This window comes from Cupriavidus sp. SK-4, assembly GCF_000611125.1.
GTDB classification, from domain to species: Bacteria; Pseudomonadota; Gammaproteobacteria; order Burkholderiales; family Burkholderiaceae; genus Cupriavidus; species Cupriavidus necator.
Genome location: NZ_JFJW01000028.1, coordinates 26,467 through 51,908 on the forward strand (window position 1 = coordinate 26,467; position 25,442 = coordinate 51,908).

Sequence of the window (25,442 nt, forward strand, 5' to 3'; positions counted from 1 at the left end):
TGACGGCTCGGCGGTTCCGCGGCGCAGGTGATGGTGGCACCTCCGCTTGACGTAGCGATAACTAATGGAGATAGCTCGATACCAAATATTCAATAGATAGTTATCGTTGGCTGCGCCAAACTTTCGTCCATGGCAGCACCTGTGCCGCCTTCCGAAAAGCCTGGAGCCTACAGGCGTGCGAATCACAAGGAGACAGAATGGACAGCCAATGGACGGCCGTGCTGGTGGAGAAATTCGGCCATAGCTTCAGCGCTTACGAACTGGATGGCGGTGAGCGCCGCTTCAGCGTGCAGTTGCCTGATTATCCCCATGAATTCGTGGTGGACCGCGAGCGCCTGCGCGGCTACGTCGGCCACTATGGCGTGCAGACCTTCGCGCACGCCGGCGATGGCGGCGCCGCGGTAATCGCGGTTGACCTGATGCGCGGCGCGGTCGGGGCACGGCTGGATTGCTCGCCCTATCACCGCATCCACGGCCTGCAGATCGACCGGCAAGGGCGTGTCTACGCGCTAAGCGAGCGCGACAATATGCTGCTGGTGTTCGAGGCGCCGCTGGAGCGCACGGTGCCGGACCGCGCCGTGCCGGCGGGCGGGGTCAAGAGCCATCTGTTCGTGTTGTCGGCCGATGGCGAGCGGGCCTACGTGACCAACCTGCTGTCGCACACCGTGACGCTGGTTCACCCCTACGATGCCACCCGCGCTCCGCGCGCCGCGTACGCTGGCAGGCGCCCCGAGGGCTGCTGCCTGAGCCGCGACGAAGCGGCGCTCTACGTCGCCAGTCGCGACGATCACAGTCTTACCCGGCTGGACGCGCGCACGATGGAAGCGGTGCGCACGGTGCCGACCGGCGAGGACCCCACCCGCATTTACTGGTCGCCGGACGACCGCCTGTTCGTACTCAACTACGGCGAGCGCAGCATCCGCATTTTCGACCCTGACTCGCTCGCGGAAACCGGCCGGGTCGACACCGGCGCCAAGCCGATCGCGCTCGCCTTCCATCCGGCTGACCCGAGCCGCGCCTATATCGCGCTCAACGACCACACCGTCGGCCAGCTTGACCTGCCTGGCCTGACGCTGCGCCATGCCTTCACTACTGGCAAGGAACCGGACGGCCTTGCCATCCTGGCTTTGCCGCCGCGGTAGTCAGCGGGCGTTCAAGGCCGCGAAGGCAGCGCAGATGCCAGCGGCTTATACCCGGAAATCCATACGGAGACAGAGTATGAAAGGCTTGGACCAAGCCGGCGCCGGCACGTCCGTCGCCATCGATGCGACACCACTCACCGGTGCCCCCAGCATTCCAGCCCAGCGCTGGTGGCGCATCATCCCGCCGATCCTGATGGTCTGCATCGTCTCGTACATGGATCGCGTCAATATCGCCTTCGCGATGCCGGGCGGGATGGGCGATGCGCTCGGTATCGGCGCCAGCATGGCCGGCCTGGCCGGCGGCATTTTCTTTGTCGGCTATCTGTTCCTGCAGATTCCCGGCGGCAAGCTGGCGGTGCGCGGCAGCGGGCGCAATTTCATCGCCTGGTCGATGCTGGCCTGGGCCGTCATTTCCGTGCTGACCGGACTGGTGCGCAACGAGACGGAACTGCTGATTCTGCGCTTTGCCCTCGGGGTGGCCGAGGGGGGCATGCTGCCGGTGGTGCTGACCATGGTCGGCAACTGGTTTCCCGACCACGAACGCGGACGCGCCAACGCCCTGGTGATCCTGTTCGTGCCGATCGCCGGCATCATCACCGCGCCGCTGTCGGGGCTGGTGATCGCGGCGCTCGACTGGCGCTGGCTGTTTATCGTTGAAGGCCTGATTTCGCTGGCCTGCCTTGGCGTGTGGTGGAAGCTGGCCTGTGACCGGCCGGAGCAGGCGCGCTGGATTTCTGCCGAAGAGAAGGCTTATCTGCTGGCCCGCCTGCGCGAGGAAGAGCAGCAGGCAGCGGCGGCTGGCGCGAACTTGGGCCAGGGCGCGGCCGGCACGCGGGCGGTATTGGCTCACATCCTGTCGCAGGACGTGATCTGGCGCCTGATCGCGGTCAATTTTCTCTACCAGATGGGGATCTACGGGTACACGCTGTGGCTACCCACCATCCTGAAGGGCCTGACCGGAGGCGGCATGGGGCAGGTCGGCATGCTGGCCGTGCTGCCCTACCTGGGCACCATGGCCGGCATCCTTGCGATCTCCTCGCTGTCCGACCGCACCGGCCGGCGCAAGGTCTTCGTGGTCTGGCCGCTGCTGGGTTTTGCCGCCTGCCTGGCCGGTTCGGTGTGGTGGCACGACAATACCTGGCTCTCCTATGGCCTCCTGGTTGGCAGCGGCTTCTTCCTGCAGTCCGCCGCGGGCGTGTTCTGGACTCTGCCGCCGCGGCTGCTGGCCGCCGAGCACGCGGGCGTGGCGCGCGGCGTGATCAATGCGCTCGGCAACCTGGGCGGATTCTGCGGTCCCTATGCCGCGGGCGTGCTGATCGAGCGCGTCGGCGCGGGCGCCGGTGTCTACCTGCTGGTCGCCGCGCTGGTGCTGGCCGGCGCCCTGGCCGCCACGCTGCCGAGGCGGTGCCGATGAGCGGGATAACAACTGCCGCGCTGCCCGCAGGCCTGGCCATCGTCGACGCTCACCACCACTTGTGGCAACTCGGGCGCGGCCGCTATCCCTGGCTGCAGGACGAATACCGGCCGCAGAGCTTCTTTCTCGGCGATTACCAGGCCCTGCGCAGCGATTACCTTGAGGCGCAGTACGCGCATGACACCAGCGCCGTCACCGTGCTGGCCACCGTGCACGTAGAGGCCGAACGCGACCGCCGCGAAGCCGTCGACGAAACTGCATGGCTGCACCAGGAAGCGTGGCGGCCCGGCCTGGCTGCAGCGGTGGTGGCCTACGCGCCGTTCGGCACTCCCGGATGCGCCGAGCTGCTGGCGCGCCAGGCCGGTTTCGCGCGGGTCAGGGGGATCCGGTGCAAACCGCTGACGGCGTCGGCGCCGGGCGAGTCGGTGGCAGGGCGGCCGGGGTCGATGCAGGACCAGGCCTGGCTGGATGACCTGGCGCGGCTGGAACGCCATGGCTTGTCGTGGGATCTGCGGGTACCGTTCTGGCATTTGCGCGAGGCGGCGCGGGTGGCGGCCGCCTTGCCGGGCGTGCCGATCGCGCTCAATCACGCGGGCCTGCCGCTGGACCGCTCGGAGGAGGGCCTGGCTTGCTGGCGCGACGGCATGGGGGCGCTGGCTGCCTGCGCCAATGTGTCGGTCAAGCTGTCGGAGTTCGGGCTGGCCGGCGGGCGCTGGGATGCGCAGGGCAACCGCCGCATCGTGCGCGAGGTGCTGGCGATTTTCGGGCATGAGCGGGCGATGTTCGGCAGCAACCTGCCGGTCTCGGGCTTGAGCGCGGACTTCGGTACGATCCTCGGCACGGTGTGCGAGGCGCTGCCGGATCCTGTGGCCAGGCAGCGGGTGCTGGCTGGCAATGCGGTCAGGTTCTATCGGATCAATGTTCCAAGGCCGTCCGAGCTGGCCTAGAACCAGCGGCAAGCACAAGCATGCTATAAGTCCTATCTTCGCCGCAGCCCGGCCACCATGCCAGACCTCCCAGCCACCCTCTCCAGTGCCGCCACCCTGCGTAAACGCCTGCATATGCGGCATCTGCGCCTGGCCCTGGCCCTTGCCGAGCACCGCTCGCTGCGGCGCGCCGCCACACAGATGGCGCTGTCCCAGCCAGCCGTCACCAAGGCATTGCACGAGCTCGAGAGCGTGGTCGGCACGTTGCTGTTCACGCGGCATGCGCGCGGCATCGAGCCGACGGTGTTCGGCGAGGCGCTGATCCGCTATGCGCGCGTGGTGCTGGCCGACCTGGATGCCCTGCACGATGAATTTGCCGCCATCGCCGCGGGCGAGGTGGGCAAGGTGCGGCTCGGCTCGATCCTGGCCCCTGTGCCTTCGGTGCTGTCGGGCGTCATCAACGCGCTCAAGGCGCGCTATCCGCGTTTGCATATCGTGATGCAGGTCGATACCAGCGACGTACTGGTACAGGCGCTGCGGCAGGATGCGCTGGACGTGGTGATCGGACGCATTCCCGAAGGCACGGTGGCCGACGATCTCGACTTCGAGCCACTGTTCGAAGAGTCGCTGGCCATCGTGGCGCGCGCCGGCCATCCGCAGGCGGGCAAGCGCGGCGTCAAGCTGGCTTCCCTGGCCGGCTATCCCTGGATCATCCCGCCGGCGGCGGTGCCGATGTGGCAGATCATCGACCAGACCTTCCGCGACAACCGCGTGCCGCTGCCGGAAGACATCATCGAGACCTCGTCGATCATGGGCACGCTGCCGCTGCTGGCGGACAGCGACCGCATTGCCGTCGTGCCGGGCGCCATCGCGGAGTACTTCGTCGCCCTGGGTGCGCTGGCGGTCCTGCCGGTGGCGATGCGCGGGCGGTTGGTACCCTATGGGATTGTGCTGCGCCGGCGGCGCGCCGCGACGCCGGCCATGCGCCTGCTGATCGACGCGGTGCGCGCGGCGGTGCCCGGCGCTCCGCAGGCGGTGACTGAATTGGAGCCATTACCTGCAAGGTAATGGTCATACGCCGTGGTGCATGCTGTAATGCATGCCATGGACACGCTGACCCCAGCCTCCGAGGCCACCCTCGACTTCCCCGGCCTGCTGCGCTACTGGCGCAGCAAGCGCGGCTACAGCCAGCTGGCGCTGTCGCTGGCCGCCGGGGTGTCGCAGCGCCACATCTCCTTCCTGGAATCCGGCCGCGCCCGCCCCAGCCGTGAAATGGTGCTGGCGCTGGCCGAGCGCCTGGGCGTGCCGCTGCGCCAGCGCAACCGGCTGCTGCTGGCCAGCGGCTTTGCCCCGGCCTACAGCGAACACGCGCTGGCTTCGCCGCCGCTGCAGATGGTGCAGCAGGCGATCGCGCTGATCCTGGCCAAGCAGGAGCCGTACCCCGCCGTGGTGCTGGACCGTTTCTGGAACTTGGTGGATGCCAACCCGGCCTACCGGCGCATGCTCGAGACCCTGCTGGGCGGGCGCGCGCCGGCATCGCTCGCGGAAAACAGCCACAGGGTCAACCTGATGCTGACCGTGTTTGATCCGGAGGGCCTGTGGCCGGTGATCGAGAACGCGCGCCAGGTCGGGCGCTACCTGTTGCGGCGCGTGTGGCAGGAGCTGCAGGTGCAGGCCCACGACCAGACCGCGCGCGAGATCTTCGGGCGCATCGCCGCCTGGCATCCTGACATGGTGGGGCCGGGCGGCGCGCTGCTGCCCGAGGACGACGGCAGCGATGGCCCGCCGGCGCCATTGCTGCCGGTGGTGCTGCATGCGGGCGCGTTCCGTGCGTCGCTGTTTTCGACCCTGACCACGCTCGGCATTCCACAGGACATCACGCTGCAGGAGCTGCGCATCGAGTGCTTCTTCCCGGCTGACGATGCCACCCGCACCCTGTTTGAAGCGCAGGCCGGGGCTGCAGCGGCCGCCGTCAGAAGCGGTAGCGCAGGTAAATGACGTGGAAGGTGGTGCCGGGATTGGGGTCCTTGATGCCGCCATTGGACAGGTGCTGGAAGCGGTAGCCCGCGGTAAAGCGCCGGTCCTTGCCCACCGTCAAGCCGATCCCGGCGTACTCCGAGAACTGGAAGGCGGTGGAAATGTCGTGGTTGGCCGAGGTGTGCGTGCTGGTCAGCAGGCGCGGCCCGACCGACAGCTCGAGGAAGGGCACCCAGGTGTGGCGCCACCATGCGATCCGCACCACCGGCGAGGCACCAAACTCCCATAGGTCGTTGGGTTGGTTGTCGCTGCTGCTGCGCCAGCGCGCAACGTTGACCTCCCATTGCAGGTCGACCTGCCAGCCTTGCGGATTGCCCCACGCAAAGCCCGAATCCCACAACATGGCGACCTCCGCCTTCTGCACGTCGTGGCCATCGTCGAAGCCGTAGCCAAGCTGCACGGCAGGCGCGGCGCGTGCCGTCGCTGCCAGGCACAAGGGCAGGGCCAGCAGGCCCGCGGCGACGGTGCGGCGCACCCGTTGTTGCCACGCAGGCCGCCAGGGCGGGGGCGGATGGAAGGAGGAACAACTCACACGGCGGTCTTGTCTGGCTTCTTGTTCGTGTCGGCGCATGGGGAGCACGGATGAAGAGGTGCTGCGTTGTTGTCCGGTAAGGCATGAGCCGGCCGCCACGGCGGGCGCCCGCTTGCACATGCGCTGCCTTCCTGCCTTATTTGTAGTACACGGGAGGCCACGTTGCGATGGTCGGATATGTTCAAGCGTGGGCGAGCGCCCGTCCGGCGCTGTGCGTCGGGACAATGAAAAAAATAGCAATCGTGCTACCATTCGCGGGCCGGCGCCGGCTGCAAGCCCGCGCCGGTTCGTTACGTCTTCAGGGCGGGGTGAAAGTCCCCACCGGCGGTATGCCGCGGCGCGCAGTGCGTGTCCGGCGAGCCCGCGAGCGCTCGCATTCCCGTGCGAGGTCAGCAGACCTGGTGAGAGGCCAGGGCCGACGGTCATAGTCCGGATGAAAGAAGATGGACGGAGTTTGCCCGCGTGGCCCGGCGCCTTGCCGGCCTTGCGGTTCGCTGTTGCCTTGCGCCGCGCGCAGGGCGCGGCTGTTCGTGCGCGCGCTTCAGGCGCGGCGTGCGGCGCTGCAACTCCGTTGATCCTTCCCCTGAAACGCCCATTGATGCTGAACAAGGAGCGTTTCATGTCTAGCCTTTCCACCGAAGCTGTTGCACCCGAGGTGTCCGCGGATCTTGCCGCCGATGCCGACCCCCGTTCCCTGGCCGCGCGCATCGCGCAGGCGCTGGACGCCATGCGCGAAGGCCGTCCGGTCGTGTTGCTCGACGATGACGACCGCGAGAACGAGGCCGACCTGATCCTGGCCGCGGAGCGCCTGACCAATGCCAACATGGCGATGATGATCCGCGAATGCAGCGGCATCGTCTGCTTGTGCCTGACCGAGGACAAGGTGCGCAGCCTCGGCCTGCGGCCGATGGTCGAGCACAACCGCAGCCAGTACGGCACCGCTTTCACGGTATCGATCGAGGCCCGCGAAGGTGTCAGCACGGGCGTCAGCGCCGCCGATCGCATCACCACCATCCGCGCTGCCATTGCCGGGGATGCGGGCACCGATGCGGTGGTCAGCCCGGGCCATGTGTTTCCGCTGGTGGCACGCGACGGCGGCGTGCTGGTGCGCCGCGGCCATACCGAGGGCTCGGTCGACCTGGCCCGCATGGCGGGCCTGTCGCCGGCCGCGGTGCTGTGCGAGCTGATGAACCCGGATGGCACCATGGCACGCCGGCCGGAGGCGCTGGCCTTTGCCGAGATGTACCAGTTGCCGGTGCTGACCATCGAGGACCTGGTGGCCTGGCGGCGCCTGCACGACTGAAAAGTCGCCGCCTGCACGCACCCCGGCATGCAAACGCGCCGGGATGCGTGCTTCCTGTGCGACAATGCGGATCGCTTTTTCCCGTCTATATGAGGGCAATTCCATGATGTTCCGCATTTTTAGGCACGCAGCCGCGTTTGCTGGCTGCCTGCTCGGACTGGCCGCACCGCTGGCGCATGCCGAAGACAGCGCCGCGCCGGCCCCGTCTCCCGTTCCCTCCAACACCACCCGCTCGGCTGCAGCCGCTGGCCTGTACGAGTGCCAGGTCGCTGGCACCGGCACTGTGTTCCGGTCCACGCCCAGGGAAGGCTGCCGGCTGGTCGCGGCCCCCGATCCCGCCGCCCCCGATCCGCAACGATGGCTTCCCCTGATGGGTGCCAATGGCGTGATTTCGTATTTCGACCAGTCCGCGGTGCGCCGCCAGGGCACCGAAGTCGGCGTGGTGGTGATGCGGAATTCGCCGTCGGGCGTGATCCGCACCGCCAGCGGCGAGCCGATCCGCTCGTCGCTCAAGCGCATGGTGCTGAACTGCGCCACGTCCATGTTCGCCGTGGTCGAGCAGACGCTCTACAGCAAGCGCTTTGCGCGCGGCGACTCGCTCTATACGATCCGCGCGCCGCAGTACGGCACCTTCCAGGTCGCCGGCCCCGGCACGATTGCCGGGGAGTTGCTGCGCAAGCTGTGCAGGTAAGCCTGGCGGCGAGCGGCGATCCACGGCTCCCTATCCAGCTTCCTATCAGGGTTTGTCCCGGTCAACGGCGCGCAAACCTTCCTCGTTGATGCTGGTGACAGGGCGCGAGCCAAAAGCGTCAGTCATGGCAGGGATCCCTGCCATACCTACCTGCAGGGCAAACGAGGAGACGGAAATGAAGAAATGGATCGTCATGCTGTCGATGGCAATGTTCGGTGCGGGCGCGATGGCGCAGACGCCGGCGACTCCGGCGACGCCTGCCACCCCGGCCACGCCGGCGGCAGCGTCGACTGACAAGGCCGCGCCGGCCAAGGCAGACAGCAGCAAGGCCAAGGCCAAGAAGACCAGCAGCAAGAAGAAGAGCCACGCGCCTGCGGCCAAGGATCCGACCAAGAACAAAGGCGCCTGAGCGCGCTGATGATGGCGGCGGGCGCACGGCTCCCCGGCAAGCGGGGATGCAGGCTGCGCCCGTGACTGCCATGCCGCCACGCAGATAATGGCCGGCCGCGCCTGCATGGCGCGGACCCGCCGTGCGCAGGACAGCCCCGCGGCACGCGTTGCGTGTCTTCCGGGGGGATAGAGCAGGGCATGTCCGGGCGGATCGCAACAGGAGGCTTCGGCCTCCCTTTTTTTCGTCCGCTGCCGCAGGCGGCTGCCGCCGCGCCGGCTTTGCGCCTGCGCCGCCGCACGCTATGCTTGCGGGCATCGTGCCGGACAGGGCGTGCAGCCCTCGCGCCGGCGCATGCGAACTTGGACGGGAGCGGTCTTATGGCAACGCTAGCGGTGTGGCGGCGGTGGCGGCGATTGACGGCATTCTGGATGGCGGGACTGGGCTGGGTGATAGGCGCGCTGTGGATGCAAGCCAGCCTGGCTGCGCCGGCGTCCGATCCCGCGGCCGTGCAGGCTCCGATTGCCGTGCGCAGCGGGGCTGCCGTCGAGCTGCGCCTGATGGACCGGCCCATCGCCACCATGCGCGCCGAGATCGCGGGTGCCACCCCGGCCATGCGCGTCTCGCGCGCGAAACTGGTGTTCGACGACCTGACGGAAAGCGAACTGGCACTGCCGCTCGGACAGGTCAGCGGCACGTTCGGCGACGCGCCGATGGTCGCCTTCCGGCTGGGCGACCGGCTCTTGTTCGCGCTGACCTCGCAAGACCTTTCCCCGGAGGATCACCTTACGCTTGAGGCTGCCGCAACGCGGACCGCGGCGGGCCTGCGCCAGGCCATTGCCGCGCGGCGCGCGCACCTGCACTGGCCCAACCTGCTGCGCGGTGCCGCGCTGAGCCTGCTTGGCCTGGCCGTGCTGGCCGCGCTGACATGGGGCGTGGCGCGAGCCGGCGTGGCCCTGCGCGCTCGCCTGCAGGTGGCACTGGAGCGGCACCTGGCGCAGCGCGTCGGCGGCCAGTTCGACTGGACCGGCGCGCTCTACCAGCTGGTTGCCCGCATCGTGCAGATCCTGGCGATCGGGCTGGTGCTGGTGCTGGCCTTTGCCTGGCTGGAGTTTGCGCTCGAGCTGTTTCCGCTGACCCAGCCCATGGGCGATCGCATGGGCGCCTTTATCGTCGGCTTGCTGTCGCAGATCGCGCTGTCGATGGTGTCGTCGGTGCCGGGCCTGGTCACGGTGGCGGTGATCGTGCTGATTACCCGCGCGGTGCAGCGGCTGGTGTCGAATATCTTCAAGGCGGTGCAGAAGGGCCAGATCACGGTGCCCGGCATGCATCCGGAAACCGCGGGCGCCACGCGGCGGCTGGCGGCGGTGGTGATCTGGGCGCTGGGCTTCACCTTTGCCTACCCCTACATCCCGGGCTCGGACAGCGATGTCTTCAAGGGGCTGTCGGTGCTGCTCGGCTTCATGGTGACGCTGGGATCGGCCAATGTGGTCAACCAGCTGATGAGCGGCATGGTGGTGGTGTATTCGCGTGCGCTGCGGCGTGGCGACATGGTGTGCATCGGCGATACGGTGGGCACCGTGGCCTCGCTGGATGCGCTGTCGGTGAAGGTGATCAACCTGCGCAATGAAGAGGTGACGCTGCCCAACGCGGTGGTGGTCGGCAGTGCCATCCATAACTACACCCGGCACGGCAGCGTGCGTGATCCCCGCGTGCAGGAAGGCTGGCAGGCTGCGCTGATCTCGACTTCGGTCACGATCGGCTACGACACGCCCTGGCGGCAGGTTCATGCGATGCTGCTGGCAGCCGCGGCCGAGGCGGCGCATATTGCGCCGTCGCCGACGTCATTCGTGCTGCAGCGGGGGCTGTCCGACTTCTACGTCGAGTACGAGCTGTTCTGCGCGCTGGACCATCCGCGCAATCGCTTCTACGCGCTGTCGGCCCTGCACGCGGCGATCCAGGACCAGTTCAACACCCACGGCGTGCAGATCATGTCGCCGCATTTCATGGCGCAGCCGGACAAGACCGTCTACGTGCCCGGGACCAGGTGGTACGAGGAACCCGGATCGCCGCAGGTCGATCCGGCGGCGCGGCCGCATCGCGCGCCGTCGCGCGCGGCATGAACGCCGGCGGCGCGAGCGCTCAGCGCCGCTTAGTCAGCCACGTGGCGCGACTTCCATTGCCCGTTGGACTGCTTGCAGAACCAGCCGCTCCAGTGCTCTTCAGCGCTGCCGCGCTTGAGGTCGGACTTCAGGCGCCGGCAGGGCTGGCCCTTGTCGGTCTTGCTTTCGGTCGGCGTGATGGTGCCGTCGATCTGCTGGCGCCGCCCCGCCGCGGGGAACGTCCATTCAACGGTCTTGCCGTCGGCCGTATCGTTCAGTGCCGTGCGCACTGACTTTGCCAGCGACGCGCCTTCCTTGTCATTGAGCGTGCCGATGATGGTGCCGCTCAGGTAATTGTCGAAGTACGCCTGCGCCGGTGCCGCAGCGGCAAACAGCAGGGCGGCGCCAAGCGCGCCAGTGACGGCGGCGCGCAGGGCAGGGCGGACAGGGCTGGCGGTAGGGTCGGATGGCCGAGGCAGCATGACGATTCCTTGTGGCTTCGTGGTGGCGTTTGGGTGGCATTGTAAGCGCAATGCAGCGCCGCAGCAGCGCTGCGGTGCGGTTGACACGTGCCAGCCGCTGACCTAGCGTTGATTGTTGCCCCCGCGCTTCGCGTCGGCCGGCAGCGGCGCCTGCCGTGCGCTTTGCAAGGCAAGCGCCTTTCCCCCTGCGAGAGGAGATCCCATGAAGCTGAGCTATCTGACCATCGGCCTGGCCCTGGCCTGCGCATTCGGCACGCTGCACGCCCAGACCACGGGCAAGGCCGACAAATTCAATCCCTACACCGACGGCGCCAAGCAAGACCAGTTCAGTCCCTACTCCGATGGCGCCAAGCAGGACAAATTCAGCCCGTACTCGGATGGCGCAAAAAGCGACAACGTGACTTCGCTGAACCCGGGTGCCCGCCCTGACCAGATGGAGCCGATCCAGGGCGGCGCGCAGAAGTCCTTCGACTCATATAGCCAGGGTGGCATGAAGAGCGGGAAGTTCGATCCGTATTCCGAAGGCGCCAAGAGCGGCAAGTTCGATCCGTACAGCGAAGGGGCTAAAAAGTAACACCGTATTAAAAGGGCCGGCTGCCGGCTGGCCCCGACTTTCACCAGATTCTCGCAGCCGGCAGGCGTTGGCCTCGCCGGGGCTTGCGGCCGTGTGACCCCGGCGCCCGCAATGCCTTGTCCGGAGCGGCTTTCGGGCAACCTGGCCAACATTTTGTTTCAAACCTTGCGTGATCGAAACGTGACTTTTGCGTCTCGAATTGTTATGGTTTATTGCGCATCGCAACAAACCGGACACAGTGCCCCGCGGGCCGTCTGCCTCGTGTCCGGGCCTCGCCACTCGGCGCCGGGCCCGTCTCTTGCTGAGTCGTCCTTCGTTCCGACCGCCGATGCCGGTCACCCCGATTCATCCGCTTACCCTGGCATACATGTCACAGATCGCCACGCCACGCCTGTCCGTTACTCTTACCTTGCCCGCTGCCGGGCCGGGGGCCCGCCGCCGCGCGGCGCGGGCGGGTGTGCGGATCGCAGCCTGGCTTGGTGGCAGCGCGCTGGCGCTGTGTGCCATGGCAGCCCATGCGTTCGATTTCGACACCGTGGCGGCGCGCGCGCGCCAGCTGGCAGCCTCGCCCTACAAGGCGCCGCCGCAGAACCTGCCGCGCGAGTTGCGCGAGCTGTCGTACGAGCGCTACCGCGAGATCGAATACAAGCCCGAGCGCTTTGCCTGGCGCGGCACGCGCGCGCCGTTCGAGCTGTCGTTCTTCCACGAGGGCATGGTGTTCGACCAGCCCGTGCGCATCCATGAAGTGGTGGGCAACAGCGTGCGTGAATTCCGCTTCGACCCGTCCGCGTTCAACTACGGCCCGCACAAGGTCGATGCCGGCAAGCTCAAGGGCCTGGGCTTCGCAGGCTTCCGCATCCTGTATCCGCTGAACCAGGGCAAGCGCAAGGATGAACTGGCGTCGTTCCTGGGCGCAAGCTACTTCCGCGCGCTGGGCAAGGACCAGTGGTACGGCTTGTCGGCACGCGGCCTGGCGGTAGACACCGCGCTCAATTCGGGCGAGGAGTTCCCGCGCTTTGTTGAATACTGGATCGAGCGCCCCGGCCCCAATGCCAAGGAGATCACGATCTACGCGCTGATGGATTCGCGCCGCATGAGCGGCGCGTACCGTTTCACCATCAAGCCCGGCGCCGAGACCGCGATGGAGGTCAAGTCGCGCCTCTATCTGCGCGAGAACGTGACCAAGCTGGGCCTGGCGCCGCTGACCAGCATGTTCCTGTTCGGCGAGAACCAGCCGTCGCCGGCACAGGATTTCCGCCCCGAGGTGCATGACTCTGACGGGCTGTCGATCCACCTGGGCACCGGCGAATGGGTCTGGCGCCCGCTGGTCAATCCCAAGCGCTTGCTGGTCACCTCGTTCGCGGCGACCAATCCGCAGGGCTTCGGGCTGATGCAGCGCGACCGCACCTTCAACAGCTACCAGGAGATCGGCTCGTGGTATGAGCGCCGGCCCAGTGGCTGGGTGCAGCCGCGCGGCAACTGGGGCTCGGGCCGGGTAGAGCTGGTGCTGATCCCGACGCCGGACGAGACCAACGACAACATCGTCGCGTACTGGGTGCCGGACAACCCGCCCAAGCCGAAGCAACCCTTCGACTATGAGTACCGGCTGCTGTGGCAGAAGGACGGCGAACAACAGCCGCCGCTGTCGTGGGTGACCCAGACCCGCTTGGGGCAGGGCCAGACCCGCAACAAGGAAGACACGAGCTTTTCGCTGGTGGTGGACTTCGAAGGCCCGGCCTTCGGCAAGCTGCCGGCGAACGTGCGCATCGACCCGGTGGTTTCGGCCGATGCCAACGGTGAGCTGCTGAAGACGTCGGTGCAGCGCAATGAGGCGACCGGCGGCTGGCGCATGACCATGGTGATGCGCCGCAAGGACGAAACCAAGCCGGTAGAGTTGCGCGGCTATCTTCGCAACGGCAATACAACCCTATCCGAGACGTGGAGCTACATCTTACCCCCAGGCTAAAGCAGCGACCGGCCCAGGCGGCGGCATGCGAGCGCTATGTCGACCGCTTGCCGGTATCGCCTGAAGTGCGCAGCGAGCTGCTGGCGGACGGCGCCGCGACGCCGGTCGCACCGGTCACCCCCGTGGCATCCGTTGCCCCCGTGATCGCGGTTACCGCTGACGGCCGCGATGCGCAGGACGCGATCACGCGCCTGCAGTCGCGCCTGGCGGCCAAGGACACGCCGCCCGCGCAAGGCGGTAGTGCCTACGCCTCCGTCGGCCGGCGTTTCACGATGGCATATGGCAATCCCCAGGTGGATGGCGCGCCGCTGCTGCAGCGGCGCGAAGACGGCACCGTGAAGGTCGACACCGGCCCCGAGCCCGAGCGCAGTTCGATGGTGCCGCGCCAGTGGCCGCCGCATATCGTCACCGGCTGGCTGCGCAATACCTGGCGCCGCATGCTGGGCCGTCCGCCCGTGCCCGAGACGTGGGACACGCTGCATGACGGTCCCGATGCCGAAGGCAAATGGCATCCGGCCGGCTCGCACCGCCGCTGGTTCCTGCTGGGCCTGGTGGTGATCCAGACCGTGCTGGCCACGTACTTCATGAGCAATGTGCTGCCGTACCACGGCGCCGATCCGCTCGAGATCGCCATCCTGGTGCTGTTCGCCGTCCTGTTCTCATGGGTGTCGGCCGGCTTCTGGACGGCAATGATGGGCTTCCTGGTGCTGGCCAAGGACGGCGACCGCCACCTGATCTCGCGCTCGGCCGCGCCCGACGGGCCGATAGCGCCCGAGGCGCGCACCGCGATCATCATGCCGATCTGCAATGAGGACGTGACGCGCGTGTTCGCGGGGTTGCGCGCCACCTATGAATCGCTGGCGCGCACCAGCCACCTGTCCAACTTCGATTTCATCGTGCTGTCGGACAGCGGCAATCCGGACCTGCGCACCGCCGAGCATGACGCGTGGATGGAGTTGTGCCGCGCCGTCGGCGGCTTCGGCCGCATCTTCTACCGCTGGCGCCGCCACCGCGTGAAGCGCAAGACCGGCAACGTGGCCGACTTCTGCCGCCGCTGGGGCAGCAAGTACCGCTACATGGTGGTGCTCGATGCCGACAGCGTGATGAGCGGCGACTGCCTGGCCACGCTGGTGCGGCTGATGGAAGCCAACCCCGGTGCGGGCATCATCCAGTCCGCACCCCTGGCAGTGGGCCGCGAGACCCTCTACGCGCGCGTGCAGCAGTTCGCCACGCGCGTGTACGGGCCGCTGTTCACGGCCGGCCTGCATTACTGGCAGCTGGGTGAGTCGCACTACTGGGGCCATAACGCCATCATCCGCGTGCATCCGTTCATCGAGCACTGCGCGCTGGCGCCGCTGCCCGGCCGCGGCCCGCTGTCGGGCGAGATCCTGTCGCACGACTTTGTCGAAGCCGCGCTGATGCGCCGTGCCGGCTGGGGCGTGTGGATTGCCTATGACCTGGAAGGCTCGTACGAAGAGCTGCCGCCCAACCTGCTGGACGAGGTCAAGCGCGACCGCCGCTGGTGCCAGGGCAACCTGATGAACTTCAGGCTGTGGCTCAAGCAGGGCTTCCACGTGGTGCACCGCGCGGTGTTCCTGACCGGCATCATGGCCTACCTGTCGGCGCCGCTGTGGCTGCTGTTCCTGCTGCTGTCCACGGCGATGCTGGCCAAGCACGCGCTGGTGCCGCCGGAGTACTTCACGCAGCAATATCAGTTGTTCCCGACCTGGCCCGAGTGGCATCCCGAAAAGGCGCTCGCACTGTTCTCCGCCACCGCGACGCTGCTGTTCCTGCCCAAGCTCGCCAGCGTGGTGCTGCTGATGAAGCAGGCGCGGCGTTATGGCGGGGCGGTGCAGCTGATTGCCAGCATGCTGATCGAGGTGATGCTGTCCGCGCTGCTGGCGCCCACGCGCATGCTGTTCCACACCAAGTTCGTGATCGCCGCGTACAGCGGGTGGGGCATCTCGTGGAAGTCGCCGCCGCGTGAAGACGCCGAGACCACTTGGGGCGAAGCATTCCGCCGCCACGGCTGGCACACTGCGCTGGGCCTGGCTTGGGGTGGTTTGGTGTACTGGCTGAACCCGTCCTACGTGCTGTGGCTGTTGCCGATCGTGGGCTCGCTGGCGCTGTCGATCCCGTTGTCGGTGATGCTGTCGCGGGTTTCGTTCGGGCGTGCCTCGCGCAATGCGGGCCTCTTCATGATCCCGGAGGAGACGCAGGTACCGCGCGAGATCGTCGAGACGCAGCAGCACGTCGAAGCCGCGGCCGAAACGCCTGACTTTGTCGACGCCGTGGTGGACCCGGTCACCAATGCGCTGATGTGCGCGACCGCCACGCCGCGCGTGGTGCAGCCGGAATCGGCACGTAAGCGCCATGAGGCCCTGGTCGAGCATGCGCTCACGCATGGCCCGCGCGCGCTGACCCCCGCGCAGAAGCATGTGCTGTTGGGCAATCCGTTTGCACTGGCACGCCTGCATGAACTGGTGTGGGGCTCGCCGCTGGCCGATGCCGGCTGGAAGGACACGCGCATCCTGGTGCGGCGTGCGGCCAACGTGCTGCCGCTGCGCCCGCGCGCTGCCTGAGCGGGACTGCCCCAAACGAGAACGGCCCGCATCTGCGGGCCGTCTTTCTTTTGGGCGGGCGGCATGCCGTCCCGCATCAGTTGCAATCGATTCTTGTTTGTATTGGCTAGCGCAGCGCCGCCGTGCAGATGGGCGCGTTGATGTAGACATCGCCGATGCGGCGCTCGCCACGGTCCTTGCGCGTCATGTAGCGGAACATCAGGCTGATGCCAAGCTTGGTCAGGATCTCGACGTCGCGGTTGGCGCAGATATTGCGCTGCAGGGGCGCGGCGTAGTTGACCTCGAAGCTGGCCAGGTCCAGCATCGGCCCGCGGTAGTTGGTGAGCTCCAACTGGAACAGCACATGCTTGCCGGGGATCGACTGGCAGCGGCGCAGCCGCGTTTCGCCGTCGATTTCGATCGGCAGGGCGTCGTTGAGCTGGCGGCAGGCGCGTGCCAGCACGTTGTCGGGCCGCGTGGTGTTGCGCAGCAATTCTGGCACGCCGGCGGCGCCGGTGTTCTGGCCGGTGGCAGCGCCCTTGAGCATGCGTGACAGCGGGTCGGCTTCATCGATCACAGGGGCTGGCACCGAGGTGGCGACAGTGCGCACCTGCGCCGGCGCGGCCTTGGCCGGCAGGGGCAGCGGCAGCATCAGCACGGCCGCGAGTGCGGCCGGGCCTAGCGAAGCGGGAAGCGGCGTGTGTCGTATTCTCATGCAGGCTAACGTTGCCGGGACCGATACTGTCGTCCGTCTCTGCGTGGCCGACGGTGTGGCTTGCGCCGACAGGCTGGCATTGTACCCTCCACCTTGCCGCAGGTGAAAGCCGCGCCACCCGGCACGGGCATCTGCAGCGCCGGATTCGCGCTGCCGTGATCGCAAAGTACCTGACACCACTATTCACCAATAGCGCCAACTTCGCCAGCACCATCGAACCCGACCTTGGCAGGGCAGTTTTTCTGAACGACTGTTTCAAAACCCTGCACGCCAGTGCCGTACCGCCTTCGTTATGCTGTGCAACAATTGCGTCTTTTCACGGGTTGCAGGCGCGGGCCGCGGCGCAAGCAGGCTGGCCGTGCGTGACAGCGCCGTTCCCCCGGATACATTCCATGCCCCATTCCACCAGCGCTGCCTCGGCCGCGCGCTTTCCTGCCTGGCTGCTGATCTGCGGCTCGCTGATGGCGATCGCGCCGTTGTCGATCGACATGTACCTGCCGAGTTTTCCGTCCCTGGCCGGCGATCTCGGCGTGGACATCGGCCAGGTGCAGCTGACCCTCGGCACATTCCTGGTGGGGCTGGCGCTGGGGCAGGCCTTCTATGGGCCGTTCAGCGACCGCTTCGGGCGCAAGCCGCCGCTCTATGTCGGCTTGGGCCTCTACGTGGCCGCCGCGGTGGGTTGCGCGCTGGCACGCAGCGTGGAGTCGCTGATGCTGTGGCGCTTCCTGCAGGCGCTGGGCGGCTGCGCCGGCATGGTGATGGCACGCGCGGTGATCCGCGACCGGCTTGAGGCGCATGAGTCGGCGCGCGCCTTCTCGTCGCTGATGCTGGTGATGGGGGTTGCGCCAATCCTGGCACCGATCGTCGGCGGCGCCATTCTCTCGGTGTCGGGCTGGCGCGCGATCTTCTGGGTGCTGGCGGTGGCAGGGATGCTGATCCTGCTGCTGGTCCACCTGCGCATGGAGGAATCGCTGGACCGGCGCCATGCGGCGCCGCTGCGGCTCGGCACGGTGGCGAAAAGCTACGCCGAGCTGCTGCGGGATCGCGAGTTCCTCGGCTACTCGCTGTCTGCGGGTTTCGGCTCGGCGGGCATGTTCGCGTATATCTCCGGCTCGCCGTTCGTGCTGATCGAGCTGCACGGCATTGCGCCGTCGCACTACGGCTTTGTGTTCGGCGCCAATGCGCTGGGCCTGATCACGATGTCGCAGCTCAACGCCAGGCTGGTGCGCGGCCGCTCGCTCGATCAGGTGCTCGGGGGCGCGCTGCTGGCGGCCTGTGCAGCGGGCCTGGGGCTGGCTGTTGCCGCGCTTGCAGGCGTGGCGGTGCTGCCGGTGCTGCTGGCGGGCTTTTTCGTCTTTATCGGCGCGCTCGGCTGCGTATCGCCGAATGCGTCGGCACTGGCGCTCGCCCATCAGGGCCATCGCGCCGGCACGGCTTCGGCGCTGATGGGCACGCTGCAGTTTTCACTCGGGACGCTGGGCGGCGCGGCCGTCAGCTTTTGGCGCGACGGCACCGCGCTGCCGCTGGGCGTGGTGATGGCGGCCTGCGGCGCGGGCGCGGTGCTGATGCGCTACTACGGGCGCCCCCGCTAATACCGGCTGCGAGCCGTCGTCAGGCGGCCTGTTGCGCAGCGGCGGCCTGCTGCTCGACAGCCGCTTGTTGCACCACCACCATCTGCGCTGGCATCGGTGCGGCATAGCCGGCCTGGCCGAAGCTCTCGCGGATGATGCGGTTGGTATCGAAATAGACTTGCCAGTAGTGGTCGTTGTGGCAGTGCGGACGCACCGCCAGCACCGGGCCGACCAGTGTGAACTCCAGGATCTCGACATCGACCGGGGGCTCGGCCAGCACGTTGGGGATCTCGGCGATGCGGGCCTTCAGCAGCGCTGCCGCATGGGCAGTGTCGGTGCTGCCGGCAAGCTGGGCTTTCAGTTCCACGCGCCGGTACGGGTTGGCCGTGAAGTTCTGGATGGTATCGCTGAAGATCTTGTTGTTGCCGACCACGGTCTGCACATTGTCTGGTGTGTCGAGCGAGGTCGCGAACAGGCCGATCTCGCGCACCGTGCCGGTCACGCCGCCGATCGTCACGAAGTCTCCCACCTTGAACGGGCGCAGCACCACCAGGAACGCACCGGCAGCGAAGTTCGCCATCAACCCCGACCAGGCCATGCCGATGGCCACGCCAGCGGCGGCGATCAGTGCGGCAAAGGTCGTGGTCTGGATGCCGAAGTATCCGAGGATGCCGATCACCAGCACCACGTTCAGCGTCACAGTGACGATCGAGCCGACATAGCGCAGCAGCGTGGGATCGACCTTCTGCTTGTCGAGCGCGTTCTGCACCATACGCACGACAAAGTGGATCAGCCAGCGGCCGATGACCCAGAAGGCAAGGGCCGCCAGGATCTTGACCCCGAATTCCGTCGCATAGGTGACAACCAGGGCCTTGAGGTTATCGAAGGTAGTGGCATCCATCGGCGTATTCCTTTCATGTTGGTGTCCGGCCGGCCGCCGGCACAACATCCCCCGATTCAGCCGGCAGCTGTGTGCTAGCCCTGCGCGCTGTTGCGGCGCAATACATGGGCACGGCAATTATTGAGACGCCGTACCGGAAGTGCAAGCAAATTATTGTTAAGACAAGCCGCTTTGCGCAGCTTGTCTATTTAAATCAGGACGGCCCGAACGCCATTACCAGTTGGTTTCCCGTTCCGGCGTTGCCGAAATCCGGTGCAAGGTCAGGTCCGCCCCATTGAATTCGCCTTCGGCATCGAGCCGGATGCCCACCAGCTTCTTCAGCGCGCCATATACCAGGGTGCCGCCGGCCAGCGCCACCACGATGCCAAGCACGGTGCCGATCGCCTGCGCGCCCAGCGTCACGCCGCCCAGCCCGCCCAGCGCCCTGGCCCCGAAGATGCCCGCGGCAATGCCGCCCCAGGCGCCGCACAGCCCGTGCAGCGGCCACACGCCGAGCACGTCATCGATATGCCATTTGTTCTGCGCCAGCGTGAACATATAGACAAAGAGCGCGCCGGCCACCGCGCCGGTGATCAGCGCGCCGAGCGGGTGCATCAGGTCCGAGCCCGCGCATACCGCCACCAGCCCGGCCAGCGGGCCGTTGTAGGCAAAGCCCGGGTCGTTGCGTCCGGCCGCCCAGGCCGCCAGCGTGCCGCCGGCCATTGCCATCAGCGAGTTGATCGCCACCAGGCCGCTGACCTTGTCGACCGTCTGCGCGCTCATGACGTTGAAGCCGAACCAGCCCACCGCCAGCACCCAGGCGCCCAGCGCCAGGAACGGGATGTTTGAGGGCGGATGGGCGCTGATGCGGCCGTCCTTCTGGTAGCGCCCGCGCCGCGCGCCCAGCAGCAGCACCGCAGGCAGCGCGATCCAGCCGCCCAGCGCATGCACCACCACCGAGCCGGCGAAGTCATGGAACGGTGCGCCGGCCACGCGCGTGATCCAGTCCTGCACGCCATAGCGCTGGTTCCAGGCGATGCCTTCGAAGAACGGATAGACAAAACCCACTAGCACGAAGGTGGCGACCAGTTGCGGATTGAAGCGTGAACGCTCGGCGATACCGCCCGAGATAATCGCCGGAATGGCCGCGGCAAATGTCGCCAGGAAAAAGAACTTGACCAGTTCGTAACCGTTTTTCTGCGCCAGCGTTTCGGCCCCGGACATGAATTGCACGCCGTAGGCAATGGTGTAGCCGATAAAGAAATAGGCGATCGTCGAAACTGCAAAATCCACCAGGATCTTTACCAGTGCGTTGACCTGGTTCTTCTTGCGCACCGTGCCCAGTTCCAGGAAGGCGAAGCCGGCGTGCATGGCCAGCACCATGATGGCGCCTAGCAGGATAAACAGGGCGTCGGTGCCGCTCTTCCAGTTGTCCATAGTGACCTCATGCTCAAAATGGGAGCGTGAGTATGCAAAAAGCATTCCAGCAATGGCCGCATCCTGGTGCCGCTTGCACCTTGTCGGGTAAAACCGCACCGGAATGCCGCGCGCAGGCAACGGTGATGCTGTTGGCAGCGTTGCCGCTGGCATTGCCGTGGTGGTGCGGATGCGCCGAAATGGCGCGCAACGGCGGCGCGGGCTGAACCGTTATGGTGCGACGCCCCATTTATGGGAATTTGTCCTATGCTATTTGTTTGCCCCTGGCGCGGTCCGGTCCGGCGTTGCCGCGCGGCGGGACGGCCTGGCAAAGCCGGCTTCTGGCAAGCGGGAAAAGCGAGGGAAATTGCCCGCTAACCGGCCTCAATCAAGGATTTGCGGGTTTTTTTGTCGCATTGGTGCCACTGGGGATTGCTCTACGCGCAACGGGCAGATTAGACTGCGCCGATCGATGGCTTTGCCGCGAGGCACGCACATCGGTGACGACGACCAACAAGGGAAATCAGCCATGAATAAAGGTGAACTGGTATCGGCCATCGCCGCGGAAGCAGAACTGAGCAATGCCGCCGCCGAGCGTGCGCTCAACGCAGCGCTGGACAGTATCAAGAAGGCAGTGGCAAAGGGCGATTCGGTGACGCTGGTGGGCTTTGGCAGCTTCAGCGCCGGCAAACGCGCCGCCCGCACCGGCCGCAATCCGCGTACCGGTGAAACCATCAAGATCCCGGCCGCCAAGACGGTCAAGTTCTCTGCCGGACAGGGTTTCAAGGACGCGGTGAACAAGAAGAAGTAAGCAGTTTGCGTCCACAGCGTGAAAAGCGGCCTTGCAGGCCGCTTTTTTGTTGCCTGGCACGGCCACGCCTGCCGGCACCGGGCTGCCGCCGGCAACGGCGGGCACGATCCGGGTTAAACTGCCGGCGCCAGCGTTCGGGCAATAGCATTCAGGTAATGCCGCCGTCGCAGGTTCGCCCCCGAAATCCCGCCCCGCAATCCGTACCCGCATCATGAACGACCAGTCCCACCAGCTTTCCATGACCGTGCTGATGACGCCGGACATGGCCAACTTTTCCGGCAACGTCCACGGCGGCACCATCCTCAAGTACCTGGACATGGTTGCCTATGCCTGCGCCAGCCGCTACGCCGGCCGCTACGTGGTGACGCTGTCGGTCGACCAGGTGGTGTTCCGCCAGCCGATCCACGTGGGCGAGCTGGTGACCTTCCTGGCCTCGGTCAACTTCACCGGCCGCAGCTCGATGGAAATCGGCATCAAGGTGGTGACGGAAAATATCCGCAGCAAGCTGGTGCGCCATACCAACAGCTGCTACTTCACCATGGTGGCCGTGGATGACAACGGCACGCCGGCCGAGGTGCCGCCGCTGGAGCCGCGCGACGAGGTGGAGCGCCAGCGCTTTGCCGCCGCCCAGCAGCGCCGCGCGCTGCGCCAGGAAATGGAAAAGCGCCACGACGACATCAAGTCGTCGGTGACCTGAATACCGACCCCGCCATGAAGCGCAACTGCAATCGCATCCGCACGATCCTGGCCGTCGCCTGTCTGGCGGCCGCCTCGGGCGCCCACGCCGAGGAAATCGGCAGCGTCAGCACCAATTTCCGCATGACCGGCTCCGACAAGGTCGTGATCGAAGCCTATGACGACCCCCAGGTGGACGGCGTGACCTGCTATGTGTCGCGCGCCCGCACGGGCGGCATCAAGGGCCAGCTGGGCATGGCTGAAGACCCGCCGGAGGCATCGATCGCCTGCCGGCAGGTGGGCACGATAGCCTTCAAGGGGCCGATCCGGCAGCAGGACAACGTCTTCTCCGAGCGCATGTCGATCCTGTTCAAGGCCCTGCACGTCGTGCGCGCGGTCGACCGCAAGCGCAATACGCTGGTGTACCTGACGTACTCCGACCGCATTGTCAGCGGCAGCCCGCAGAACAGCGTCACCGCCGTGCCGGTGCCGACCGGCACGGTCATCCCGGTGAAGTAATCGGTGCCGTAGCCGGCTCCGGCAACCGGCGGATCAGGGGGCCAGCGCTGCGCTCTCCGCCTGGCAGTCGCGCGACGGGCGCGCGCCGCTGGCGCGTGCCGCCGCCACTTCGCGGCGGGCCTGGTCCAGGTCGGCGCGGAAGGTGGGATCGGCATGCAGCCGCGCCACCGTTGCCGCGGCCATCATGCGGCCCTCGTTGACATCGCTTTGCCAGTGCACATTGCAGACCACGCGGCTCTGGCCGAATGCGCGCCCGCGCGCCAGGATGTCATTGGCGCGTTCCGGCTCGACCTCCGCCAGGATCAGCGCCCAGGCCCAGCCAATGGCGCTGTGGCCGGACGGGTACGAACCGTCCTTTTCCAGCTTGGCGGCCTCGGCTGGCGTGCACATCTGGGTCTTGTTGGCAACGAAGGGGCGTGTGCGCTTGTAGTGGTCCTTGGCCTTGTAGGTGGACAGGCCTGCATCGACCAGGCTGCGGCGCAGCAGGATGTTCAGGTACGGCGTTTCTTTCTCGCTGACCGGCACGCCCAGCGCGCAGGAGAATGCGCTGGCGGCCTGCGGGAACGTCAGCACGGCATCCTCGCCAGCCACTTGCCAGCGCGGTGAACCGCGCAGCGTCCCGGCCTGCCGCGCGGCATCCTCATCCAGCGCCAGCGCTGCCGAGCCCTGCGCCGGGGGCGCGGGCAGCAGCTTCAGGCTGTCCGGGCGCGCATCGGTAGCCAGGTAACCGGCAGGCACGCCAGGGCGCAGCTCTGGTACCGCGGACAGGTTGGTGCCGCCGGCGGCGCAGCCCGCCAGCAGGGCGGCGAGTGCCACTGCGGCGATTGTCCGCACCGGGGTGGACAGGGAGTGGTCACGCATTGCTTGTTCCGTCAATTTGTCGTTCCTTGTTGTTTTTGTCGAGTCGGCTGTCCTGCCGTAGCTCAGGCGGCAGCGTCGAACAGCTTGCGCAGGTTCGACTTCAGGATCTTGCCATTGGCATTGCGCGGCAGCATCTCCTGGTAAATCAGGATACGCACCGGCACCTTGAACGCCGCCAGCCGTGTGCGCACGAAATCCTGCAGCTCGACCTCGCTCGCCTGCATGCCGGGCTTCAGGCTGATCACCGCGGCCGGTTCTTCGCCCAGCGTCTTGTGCGCGAGGCCGACCACCGCGGCATCCATCACCGCCGGATGCTCGTAGAGGGTGCTTTCCACCTCGATGCAGTAGATGTTCTCGCCGCCGCGAATCAGCATGTCCTTCATCCGGTCGACGATATAGACGTAGCCTTCCTCATCCAGCCGCGCAATGTCGCCGGTGCGCAGCCAGCCGTCGGCAAAGGTCTGCGCCGTGGCCTCGGGCTTGTTCCAGTAGCCGCGCACGACATTGGCGCCGCGCGCCATCAGCTCGCCGGTTTCGCCGGGCGGCAAGGCGCGGCCGTGTCCGTCCACTACCTTCATCTCGCCGATCGGCAGTGCCGGGCCGCTGCTGTCCGGGCGCATCACGTATTCCTCGGCGCTGTGGCTGGTGAAGGTCGACGATGTTTCCGTCATGCCCCAGCCGATGCCGGGTGCGGCCAGCGGGAATACCTCGCCGATGCGCCGCACCAGTTCGGGCGATGCCGGCGCGCCGCCGTAGTTGACGTTCTCCAGCGAGGACAGGTCGAAGCGGCCGCGCTCAGGATGCTCGAGGATCTGCCATGCGATGGTGGGCACGCCGCCGGCCGCGGTGCAGCGCTCGAGCTCGATCAGTTCCATGCCGCGCAGCGCGTCCCAGCGGTGCATCAGCACGATCTTGCCGCCGGTGGCGATGGCGCCGTTGAGCACCGCCATGCAGCCGGTGACGTGGAAGAACGGCACCGCCAGCAGCATGGCCTTTTGCGGTGCGGCGGGATCCGGCGCGGGAATCGGCTCGCCCCGGCGCAACAGGTTGCGGATCGGGCTGAAGCTGCCGGCGACTGCCACGTTGGTGGAGTTGCGGTGCGTGCCTAGCGCGCCCTTGGGTTTGCCGGTGGTGCCCGAGGTGTAGAAGATGGTGGCGTCGTCGTCCGGATCGATGTCGACCTGTGGCGGTGCCTGGTCTGGCAGCGCGGCCCAGTCAGCCGGGCTGCCGATCACGCTCTCCAGCGGAGCCACGCGCGGCTCGGCCGCGGTGCCGCCGGCGCGTGAGGCATAGACGCGTTCCAGCGCCGGGCAGCCCGGCAGGTGTTCCAGGATGCGGTCGAGCCGTTCGGCATCGACGATCGCCACGCGGCTGCCCGAATCGGCCAGGCCATATTCCAGCTCGGCACCGGTCCACCAGGCATTGAGCGGCGTCACGATGGCGCCTGCCAGCAGCGCGCCGTAGAACGCCACCGGCCATTCAGGCAGGTTGCGCATGGCCACGGCCACGCGGTCGCCCTTGCGCACGCCGTCGCGCACCAGTGCATGGGCCATGGCGATGGCGGCGCGCCGGAAGGCATCGTAGGAGACGCGCTCGTCCTCGTAGACCACGAAGGTGCGGTCGGCAAACGCGCGCGTGTTCAGCAACAGCTCGCGCAGCGTGGGGGGGGCGTTCTTCCAGACGGTGGTGGGGATGCCGCGGATCACGCGCGTTTCGGTTTCGAACGGCGCGCCGGGCGCGGTAAGCCGGGCGTGTGCCTCGGCCAGCGACATGACCGGCCAGGTGCCGGCCAACTGCGGATTGCTCGACATGACTGCCTCCCGGAACTGCACTGCAGGTTGAGGGAAATGCAGGAAAGCGGCGGGCGCCGGCCTTC

The 25,442-nt window shown here is 67.1% G+C and carries 24 protein-coding genes and 1 riboswitch; of the genes, 17 read left to right on the top strand and 7 right to left on the bottom strand.

Translation table 11 applies throughout. From position 1 onward, the window contains the following. Window positions 1-197 precede the first annotated feature (197 nt). From CF68_RS06305 to CF68_RS06325, 5 genes are all read left to right on the top strand, one after another. Window positions 198-1,142 (top strand): YncE family protein, encoded by a 945-nt coding sequence (locus tag CF68_RS06305; protein ID WP_035816818.1) that lies wholly within the window; start codon window positions 198-200, stop codon window positions 1,140-1,142. 76 nt (window positions 1,143-1,218) lie between these two features. Continuing rightward, the gene (locus CF68_RS06310; RefSeq protein ID WP_235205683.1) at window positions 1,219-2,556 is read left to right on the top strand and encodes an MFS transporter; all 1,338 of its coding nucleotides are present in this window, start codon (window positions 1,219-1,221) and stop codon (window positions 2,554-2,556) included. Beyond that, complete coding sequence (locus CF68_RS06315; RefSeq protein WP_035816820.1) at window positions 2,553-3,503, top strand: amidohydrolase; 951 nt, start codon at window positions 2,553-2,555, stop codon at window positions 3,501-3,503. The genes CF68_RS06310 and CF68_RS06315 overlap by 4 nt, the downstream gene beginning before the upstream one ends. Before the next feature lie 57 nt (window positions 3,504-3,560). Further along, window positions 3,561-4,550 (top strand): LysR family transcriptional regulator, encoded by a 990-nt coding sequence (locus tag CF68_RS06320; RefSeq protein ID WP_035816822.1) that lies wholly within the window; start codon window positions 3,561-3,563, stop codon window positions 4,548-4,550. Window positions 4,551-4,586: 36 nt separating this feature from the next. Next, a complete protein-coding gene (locus tag CF68_RS06325; protein WP_035816844.1) occupies window positions 4,587-5,480 on the top strand; it encodes a helix-turn-helix domain-containing protein in 894 nt (297 codons plus the stop codon). Here the strand turns inward: CF68_RS06325 and CF68_RS06330 are convergent. Further along, window positions 5,455-5,994: an acyloxyacyl hydrolase gene (locus CF68_RS06330; protein ID WP_035816823.1), complete on the bottom strand. Its 540-nt coding sequence runs from the start codon at window positions 5,992-5,994 to the stop codon at window positions 5,455-5,457. The genes CF68_RS06325 and CF68_RS06330 overlap by 26 nt on opposite strands. 347 nt (window positions 5,995-6,341) lie before the next feature. Continuing rightward, a riboswitch (FMN riboswitch) is annotated at window positions 6,342-6,500 on the top strand. A 170-nt stretch (window positions 6,501-6,670) separates the two neighbouring features. On the opposite strand from CF68_RS06330, the gene ribB reads away from it, so the two are divergent. The 4 genes from ribB (at window position 6,671) to CF68_RS06350 (ending at window position 10,556) form a co-directional block, all read left to right on the top strand. Beyond that, entirely contained in the window at window positions 6,671-7,354 is a 684-nt protein-coding gene (ribB, locus tag CF68_RS06335) for a 3,4-dihydroxy-2-butanone-4-phosphate synthase (RefSeq protein WP_147266306.1), read from the top strand. Between the two features lie 103 nt (window positions 7,355-7,457). Next, window positions 7,458-8,045: a surface-adhesin E family protein gene (locus tag CF68_RS06340; protein ID WP_035816824.1), complete on the top strand. Its 588-nt coding sequence runs from the start codon at window positions 7,458-7,460 to the stop codon at window positions 8,043-8,045. Between the two features lie 175 nt (window positions 8,046-8,220). Further along, complete coding sequence (locus CF68_RS06345; RefSeq protein ID WP_010814156.1) at window positions 8,221-8,454, top strand: hypothetical protein; 234 nt, start codon at window positions 8,221-8,223, stop codon at window positions 8,452-8,454. A 395-nt stretch (window positions 8,455-8,849) separates the two neighbouring features. After that, complete coding sequence (locus CF68_RS06350; RefSeq protein WP_235205684.1) at window positions 8,850-10,556, top strand: mechanosensitive ion channel family protein; 1,707 nt, start codon at window positions 8,850-8,852, stop codon at window positions 10,554-10,556. A gap of 29 nt (window positions 10,557-10,585) precedes the next feature. Here the strand turns inward: CF68_RS06350 and CF68_RS06355 are convergent, their stop codons facing one another. Beyond that, window positions 10,586-11,017 (bottom strand): RT0821/Lpp0805 family surface protein, encoded by a 432-nt coding sequence (locus CF68_RS06355; RefSeq protein WP_035816828.1) that lies wholly within the window; start codon window positions 11,015-11,017, stop codon window positions 10,586-10,588. 202 nt (window positions 11,018-11,219) lie between these two features. On the opposite strand from CF68_RS06355, the gene CF68_RS06360 reads away from it, so the two are divergent. The 3 genes from CF68_RS06360 (at window position 11,220) to mdoH (ending at window position 16,139) form a co-directional block, all read left to right on the top strand. Continuing rightward, window positions 11,220-11,591, top strand: coding sequence for a hypothetical protein (locus CF68_RS06360; RefSeq protein WP_035816830.1), 372 nt, complete (start codon window positions 11,220-11,222; stop codon window positions 11,589-11,591). A gap of 367 nt (window positions 11,592-11,958) precedes the next feature. After that, window positions 11,959-13,557 carry a glucan biosynthesis protein G gene (locus tag CF68_RS06365; protein ID WP_035816848.1) on the top strand — a complete coding sequence of 533 codons (1,599 nt, stop codon included), beginning with the start codon at window positions 11,959-11,961 and terminating at the stop codon, window positions 13,555-13,557. Then, the gene (gene mdoH, locus CF68_RS06370; RefSeq protein WP_084187100.1) at window positions 13,530-16,139 is read left to right on the top strand and encodes a glucans biosynthesis glucosyltransferase MdoH; all 2,610 of its coding nucleotides are present in this window, start codon (window positions 13,530-13,532) and stop codon (window positions 16,137-16,139) included. The genes CF68_RS06365 and mdoH overlap by 28 nt, the downstream gene beginning before the upstream one ends. Window positions 16,140-16,245: 106 nt before the next feature. Here the strand turns inward: mdoH and CF68_RS06375 are convergent, their stop codons facing one another. Continuing rightward, window positions 16,246-16,833 (bottom strand): hypothetical protein, encoded by a 588-nt coding sequence (locus CF68_RS06375; RefSeq protein WP_035816831.1) that lies wholly within the window; start codon window positions 16,831-16,833, stop codon window positions 16,246-16,248. 392 nt (window positions 16,834-17,225) lie between these two features. Between CF68_RS06375 and CF68_RS06380 the strand changes: the two genes are divergently transcribed. Continuing rightward, window positions 17,226-18,425 carry a Bcr/CflA family multidrug efflux MFS transporter gene (locus CF68_RS06380; protein ID WP_035816832.1) on the top strand — a complete coding sequence of 400 codons (1,200 nt, stop codon included), beginning with the start codon at window positions 17,226-17,228 and terminating at the stop codon, window positions 18,423-18,425. 19 nt (window positions 18,426-18,444) lie between these two features. Here CF68_RS06380 and CF68_RS06385 read toward each other — a convergent pair whose 3' ends face one another. Further along, window positions 18,445-19,305 (bottom strand): mechanosensitive ion channel family protein, encoded by an 861-nt coding sequence (locus CF68_RS06385; protein WP_035816833.1) that lies wholly within the window; start codon window positions 19,303-19,305, stop codon window positions 18,445-18,447. Between the two features lie 213 nt (window positions 19,306-19,518). Then, on the bottom strand, window positions 19,519-20,721 hold the full coding sequence (locus CF68_RS06390) for an ammonium transporter (protein ID WP_035816835.1): 1,203 nt from the start codon (window positions 20,719-20,721) through the stop codon (window positions 19,519-19,521). Window positions 20,722-20,753: 32 nt separating this feature from the next. Here CF68_RS06390 and CF68_RS37450 point away from each other — a divergent pair, with 32 nt between their 5' ends. The 4 genes from CF68_RS37450 (at window position 20,754) to CF68_RS06405 (ending at window position 22,705) form a co-directional block, all read left to right on the top strand. Then, entirely contained in the window at window positions 20,754-20,927 is a 174-nt protein-coding gene (locus tag CF68_RS37450; RefSeq protein WP_161786854.1) for a hypothetical protein, read from the top strand. A 302-nt stretch (window positions 20,928-21,229) separates the two neighbouring features. After that, window positions 21,230-21,511, top strand: coding sequence for an HU family DNA-binding protein (locus CF68_RS06395; protein WP_010814166.1), 282 nt, complete (start codon window positions 21,230-21,232; stop codon window positions 21,509-21,511). A gap of 211 nt (window positions 21,512-21,722) precedes the next feature. Continuing rightward, the gene (locus CF68_RS06400; RefSeq protein ID WP_013952870.1) at window positions 21,723-22,208 is read left to right on the top strand and encodes an acyl-CoA thioesterase; all 486 of its coding nucleotides are present in this window, start codon (window positions 21,723-21,725) and stop codon (window positions 22,206-22,208) included. Window positions 22,209-22,222: 14 nt separating this feature from the next. Further along, a complete protein-coding gene (locus CF68_RS06405; RefSeq protein ID WP_035816837.1) occupies window positions 22,223-22,705 on the top strand; it encodes a CreA family protein in 483 nt (160 codons plus the stop codon). Between the two features lie 33 nt (window positions 22,706-22,738). On the opposite strand, the gene CF68_RS06410 is transcribed toward CF68_RS06405, so the two are convergent. Both CF68_RS06410 and CF68_RS06415 read right to left on the bottom strand, forming a co-directional pair. After that, window positions 22,739-23,566: a phosphatase PAP2 family protein gene (locus CF68_RS06410; protein WP_051591428.1), complete on the bottom strand. Its 828-nt coding sequence runs from the start codon at window positions 23,564-23,566 to the stop codon at window positions 22,739-22,741. A 62-nt stretch (window positions 23,567-23,628) separates the two neighbouring features. Next, on the bottom strand, window positions 23,629-25,377 hold the full coding sequence (locus tag CF68_RS06415) for a class I adenylate-forming enzyme family protein (protein WP_035816838.1): 1,749 nt from the start codon (window positions 25,375-25,377) through the stop codon (window positions 23,629-23,631). Window positions 25,378-25,442 lie beyond the last annotated feature (65 nt).

What these genes read in the sequence shown, in the direction of transcription:
- CF68_RS06325 (WP_035816844.1), top strand. Translation starts at nt 4,587, where the DNA reads ATGGACACGCTGACCCCAGCCTCCGAGGCCACCCTCGACTTCCCCGGC.
- CF68_RS06310 (WP_235205683.1), top strand. Translation starts at nt 1,219, where the DNA reads ATGAAAGGCTTGGACCAAGCCGGCGCCGGCACGTCCGTCGCCATCGAT.
- CF68_RS06405 (WP_035816837.1), top strand. Translation starts at nt 22,223, where the DNA reads ATGAAGCGCAACTGCAATCGCATCCGCACGATCCTGGCCGTCGCCTGT.
- CF68_RS06400 (WP_013952870.1), top strand. Translation starts at nt 21,723, where the DNA reads ATGAACGACCAGTCCCACCAGCTTTCCATGACCGTGCTGATGACGCCG.
- CF68_RS06315 (WP_035816820.1), top strand. Translation starts at nt 2,553, where the DNA reads ATGAGCGGGATAACAACTGCCGCGCTGCCCGCAGGCCTGGCCATCGTC.
- CF68_RS06340 (WP_035816824.1), top strand. Translation starts at nt 7,458, where the DNA reads ATGATGTTCCGCATTTTTAGGCACGCAGCCGCGTTTGCTGGCTGCCTG.
- CF68_RS37450 (WP_161786854.1), top strand. Translation starts at nt 20,754, where the DNA reads ATGCAAAAAGCATTCCAGCAATGGCCGCATCCTGGTGCCGCTTGCACC.
- CF68_RS06375 (WP_035816831.1), bottom strand. Translation starts at nt 16,833, where the DNA reads ATGAGAATACGACACACGCCGCTTCCCGCTTCGCTAGGCCCGGCCGCA.
- CF68_RS06320 (WP_035816822.1), top strand. Translation starts at nt 3,561, where the DNA reads ATGCCAGACCTCCCAGCCACCCTCTCCAGTGCCGCCACCCTGCGTAAA.
- CF68_RS06360 (WP_035816830.1), top strand. Translation starts at nt 11,220, where the DNA reads ATGAAGCTGAGCTATCTGACCATCGGCCTGGCCCTGGCCTGCGCATTC.
- CF68_RS06395 (WP_010814166.1), top strand. Translation starts at nt 21,230, where the DNA reads ATGAATAAAGGTGAACTGGTATCGGCCATCGCCGCGGAAGCAGAACTG.
- ribB (WP_147266306.1), top strand. Translation starts at nt 6,671, where the DNA reads ATGTCTAGCCTTTCCACCGAAGCTGTTGCACCCGAGGTGTCCGCGGAT.
- CF68_RS06345 (WP_010814156.1), top strand. Translation starts at nt 8,221, where the DNA reads ATGAAGAAATGGATCGTCATGCTGTCGATGGCAATGTTCGGTGCGGGC.
- CF68_RS06355 (WP_035816828.1), bottom strand. Translation starts at nt 11,017, where the DNA reads ATGCTGCCTCGGCCATCCGACCCTACCGCCAGCCCTGTCCGCCCTGCC.
- CF68_RS06380 (WP_035816832.1), top strand. Translation starts at nt 17,226, where the DNA reads ATGCCCCATTCCACCAGCGCTGCCTCGGCCGCGCGCTTTCCTGCCTGG.
- CF68_RS06390 (WP_035816835.1), bottom strand. Translation starts at nt 20,721, where the DNA reads ATGGACAACTGGAAGAGCGGCACCGACGCCCTGTTTATCCTGCTAGGC.
- CF68_RS06365 (WP_035816848.1), top strand. Translation starts at nt 11,959, where the DNA reads ATGTCACAGATCGCCACGCCACGCCTGTCCGTTACTCTTACCTTGCCC.
- CF68_RS06305 (WP_035816818.1), top strand. Translation starts at nt 198, where the DNA reads ATGGACAGCCAATGGACGGCCGTGCTGGTGGAGAAATTCGGCCATAGC.
- CF68_RS06415 (WP_035816838.1), bottom strand. Translation starts at nt 25,377, where the DNA reads ATGTCGAGCAATCCGCAGTTGGCCGGCACCTGGCCGGTCATGTCGCTG.
- CF68_RS06410 (WP_051591428.1), bottom strand. Translation starts at nt 23,566, where the DNA reads ATGCGTGACCACTCCCTGTCCACCCCGGTGCGGACAATCGCCGCAGTG.
- CF68_RS06385 (WP_035816833.1), bottom strand. Translation starts at nt 19,305, where the DNA reads ATGGATGCCACTACCTTCGATAACCTCAAGGCCCTGGTTGTCACCTAT.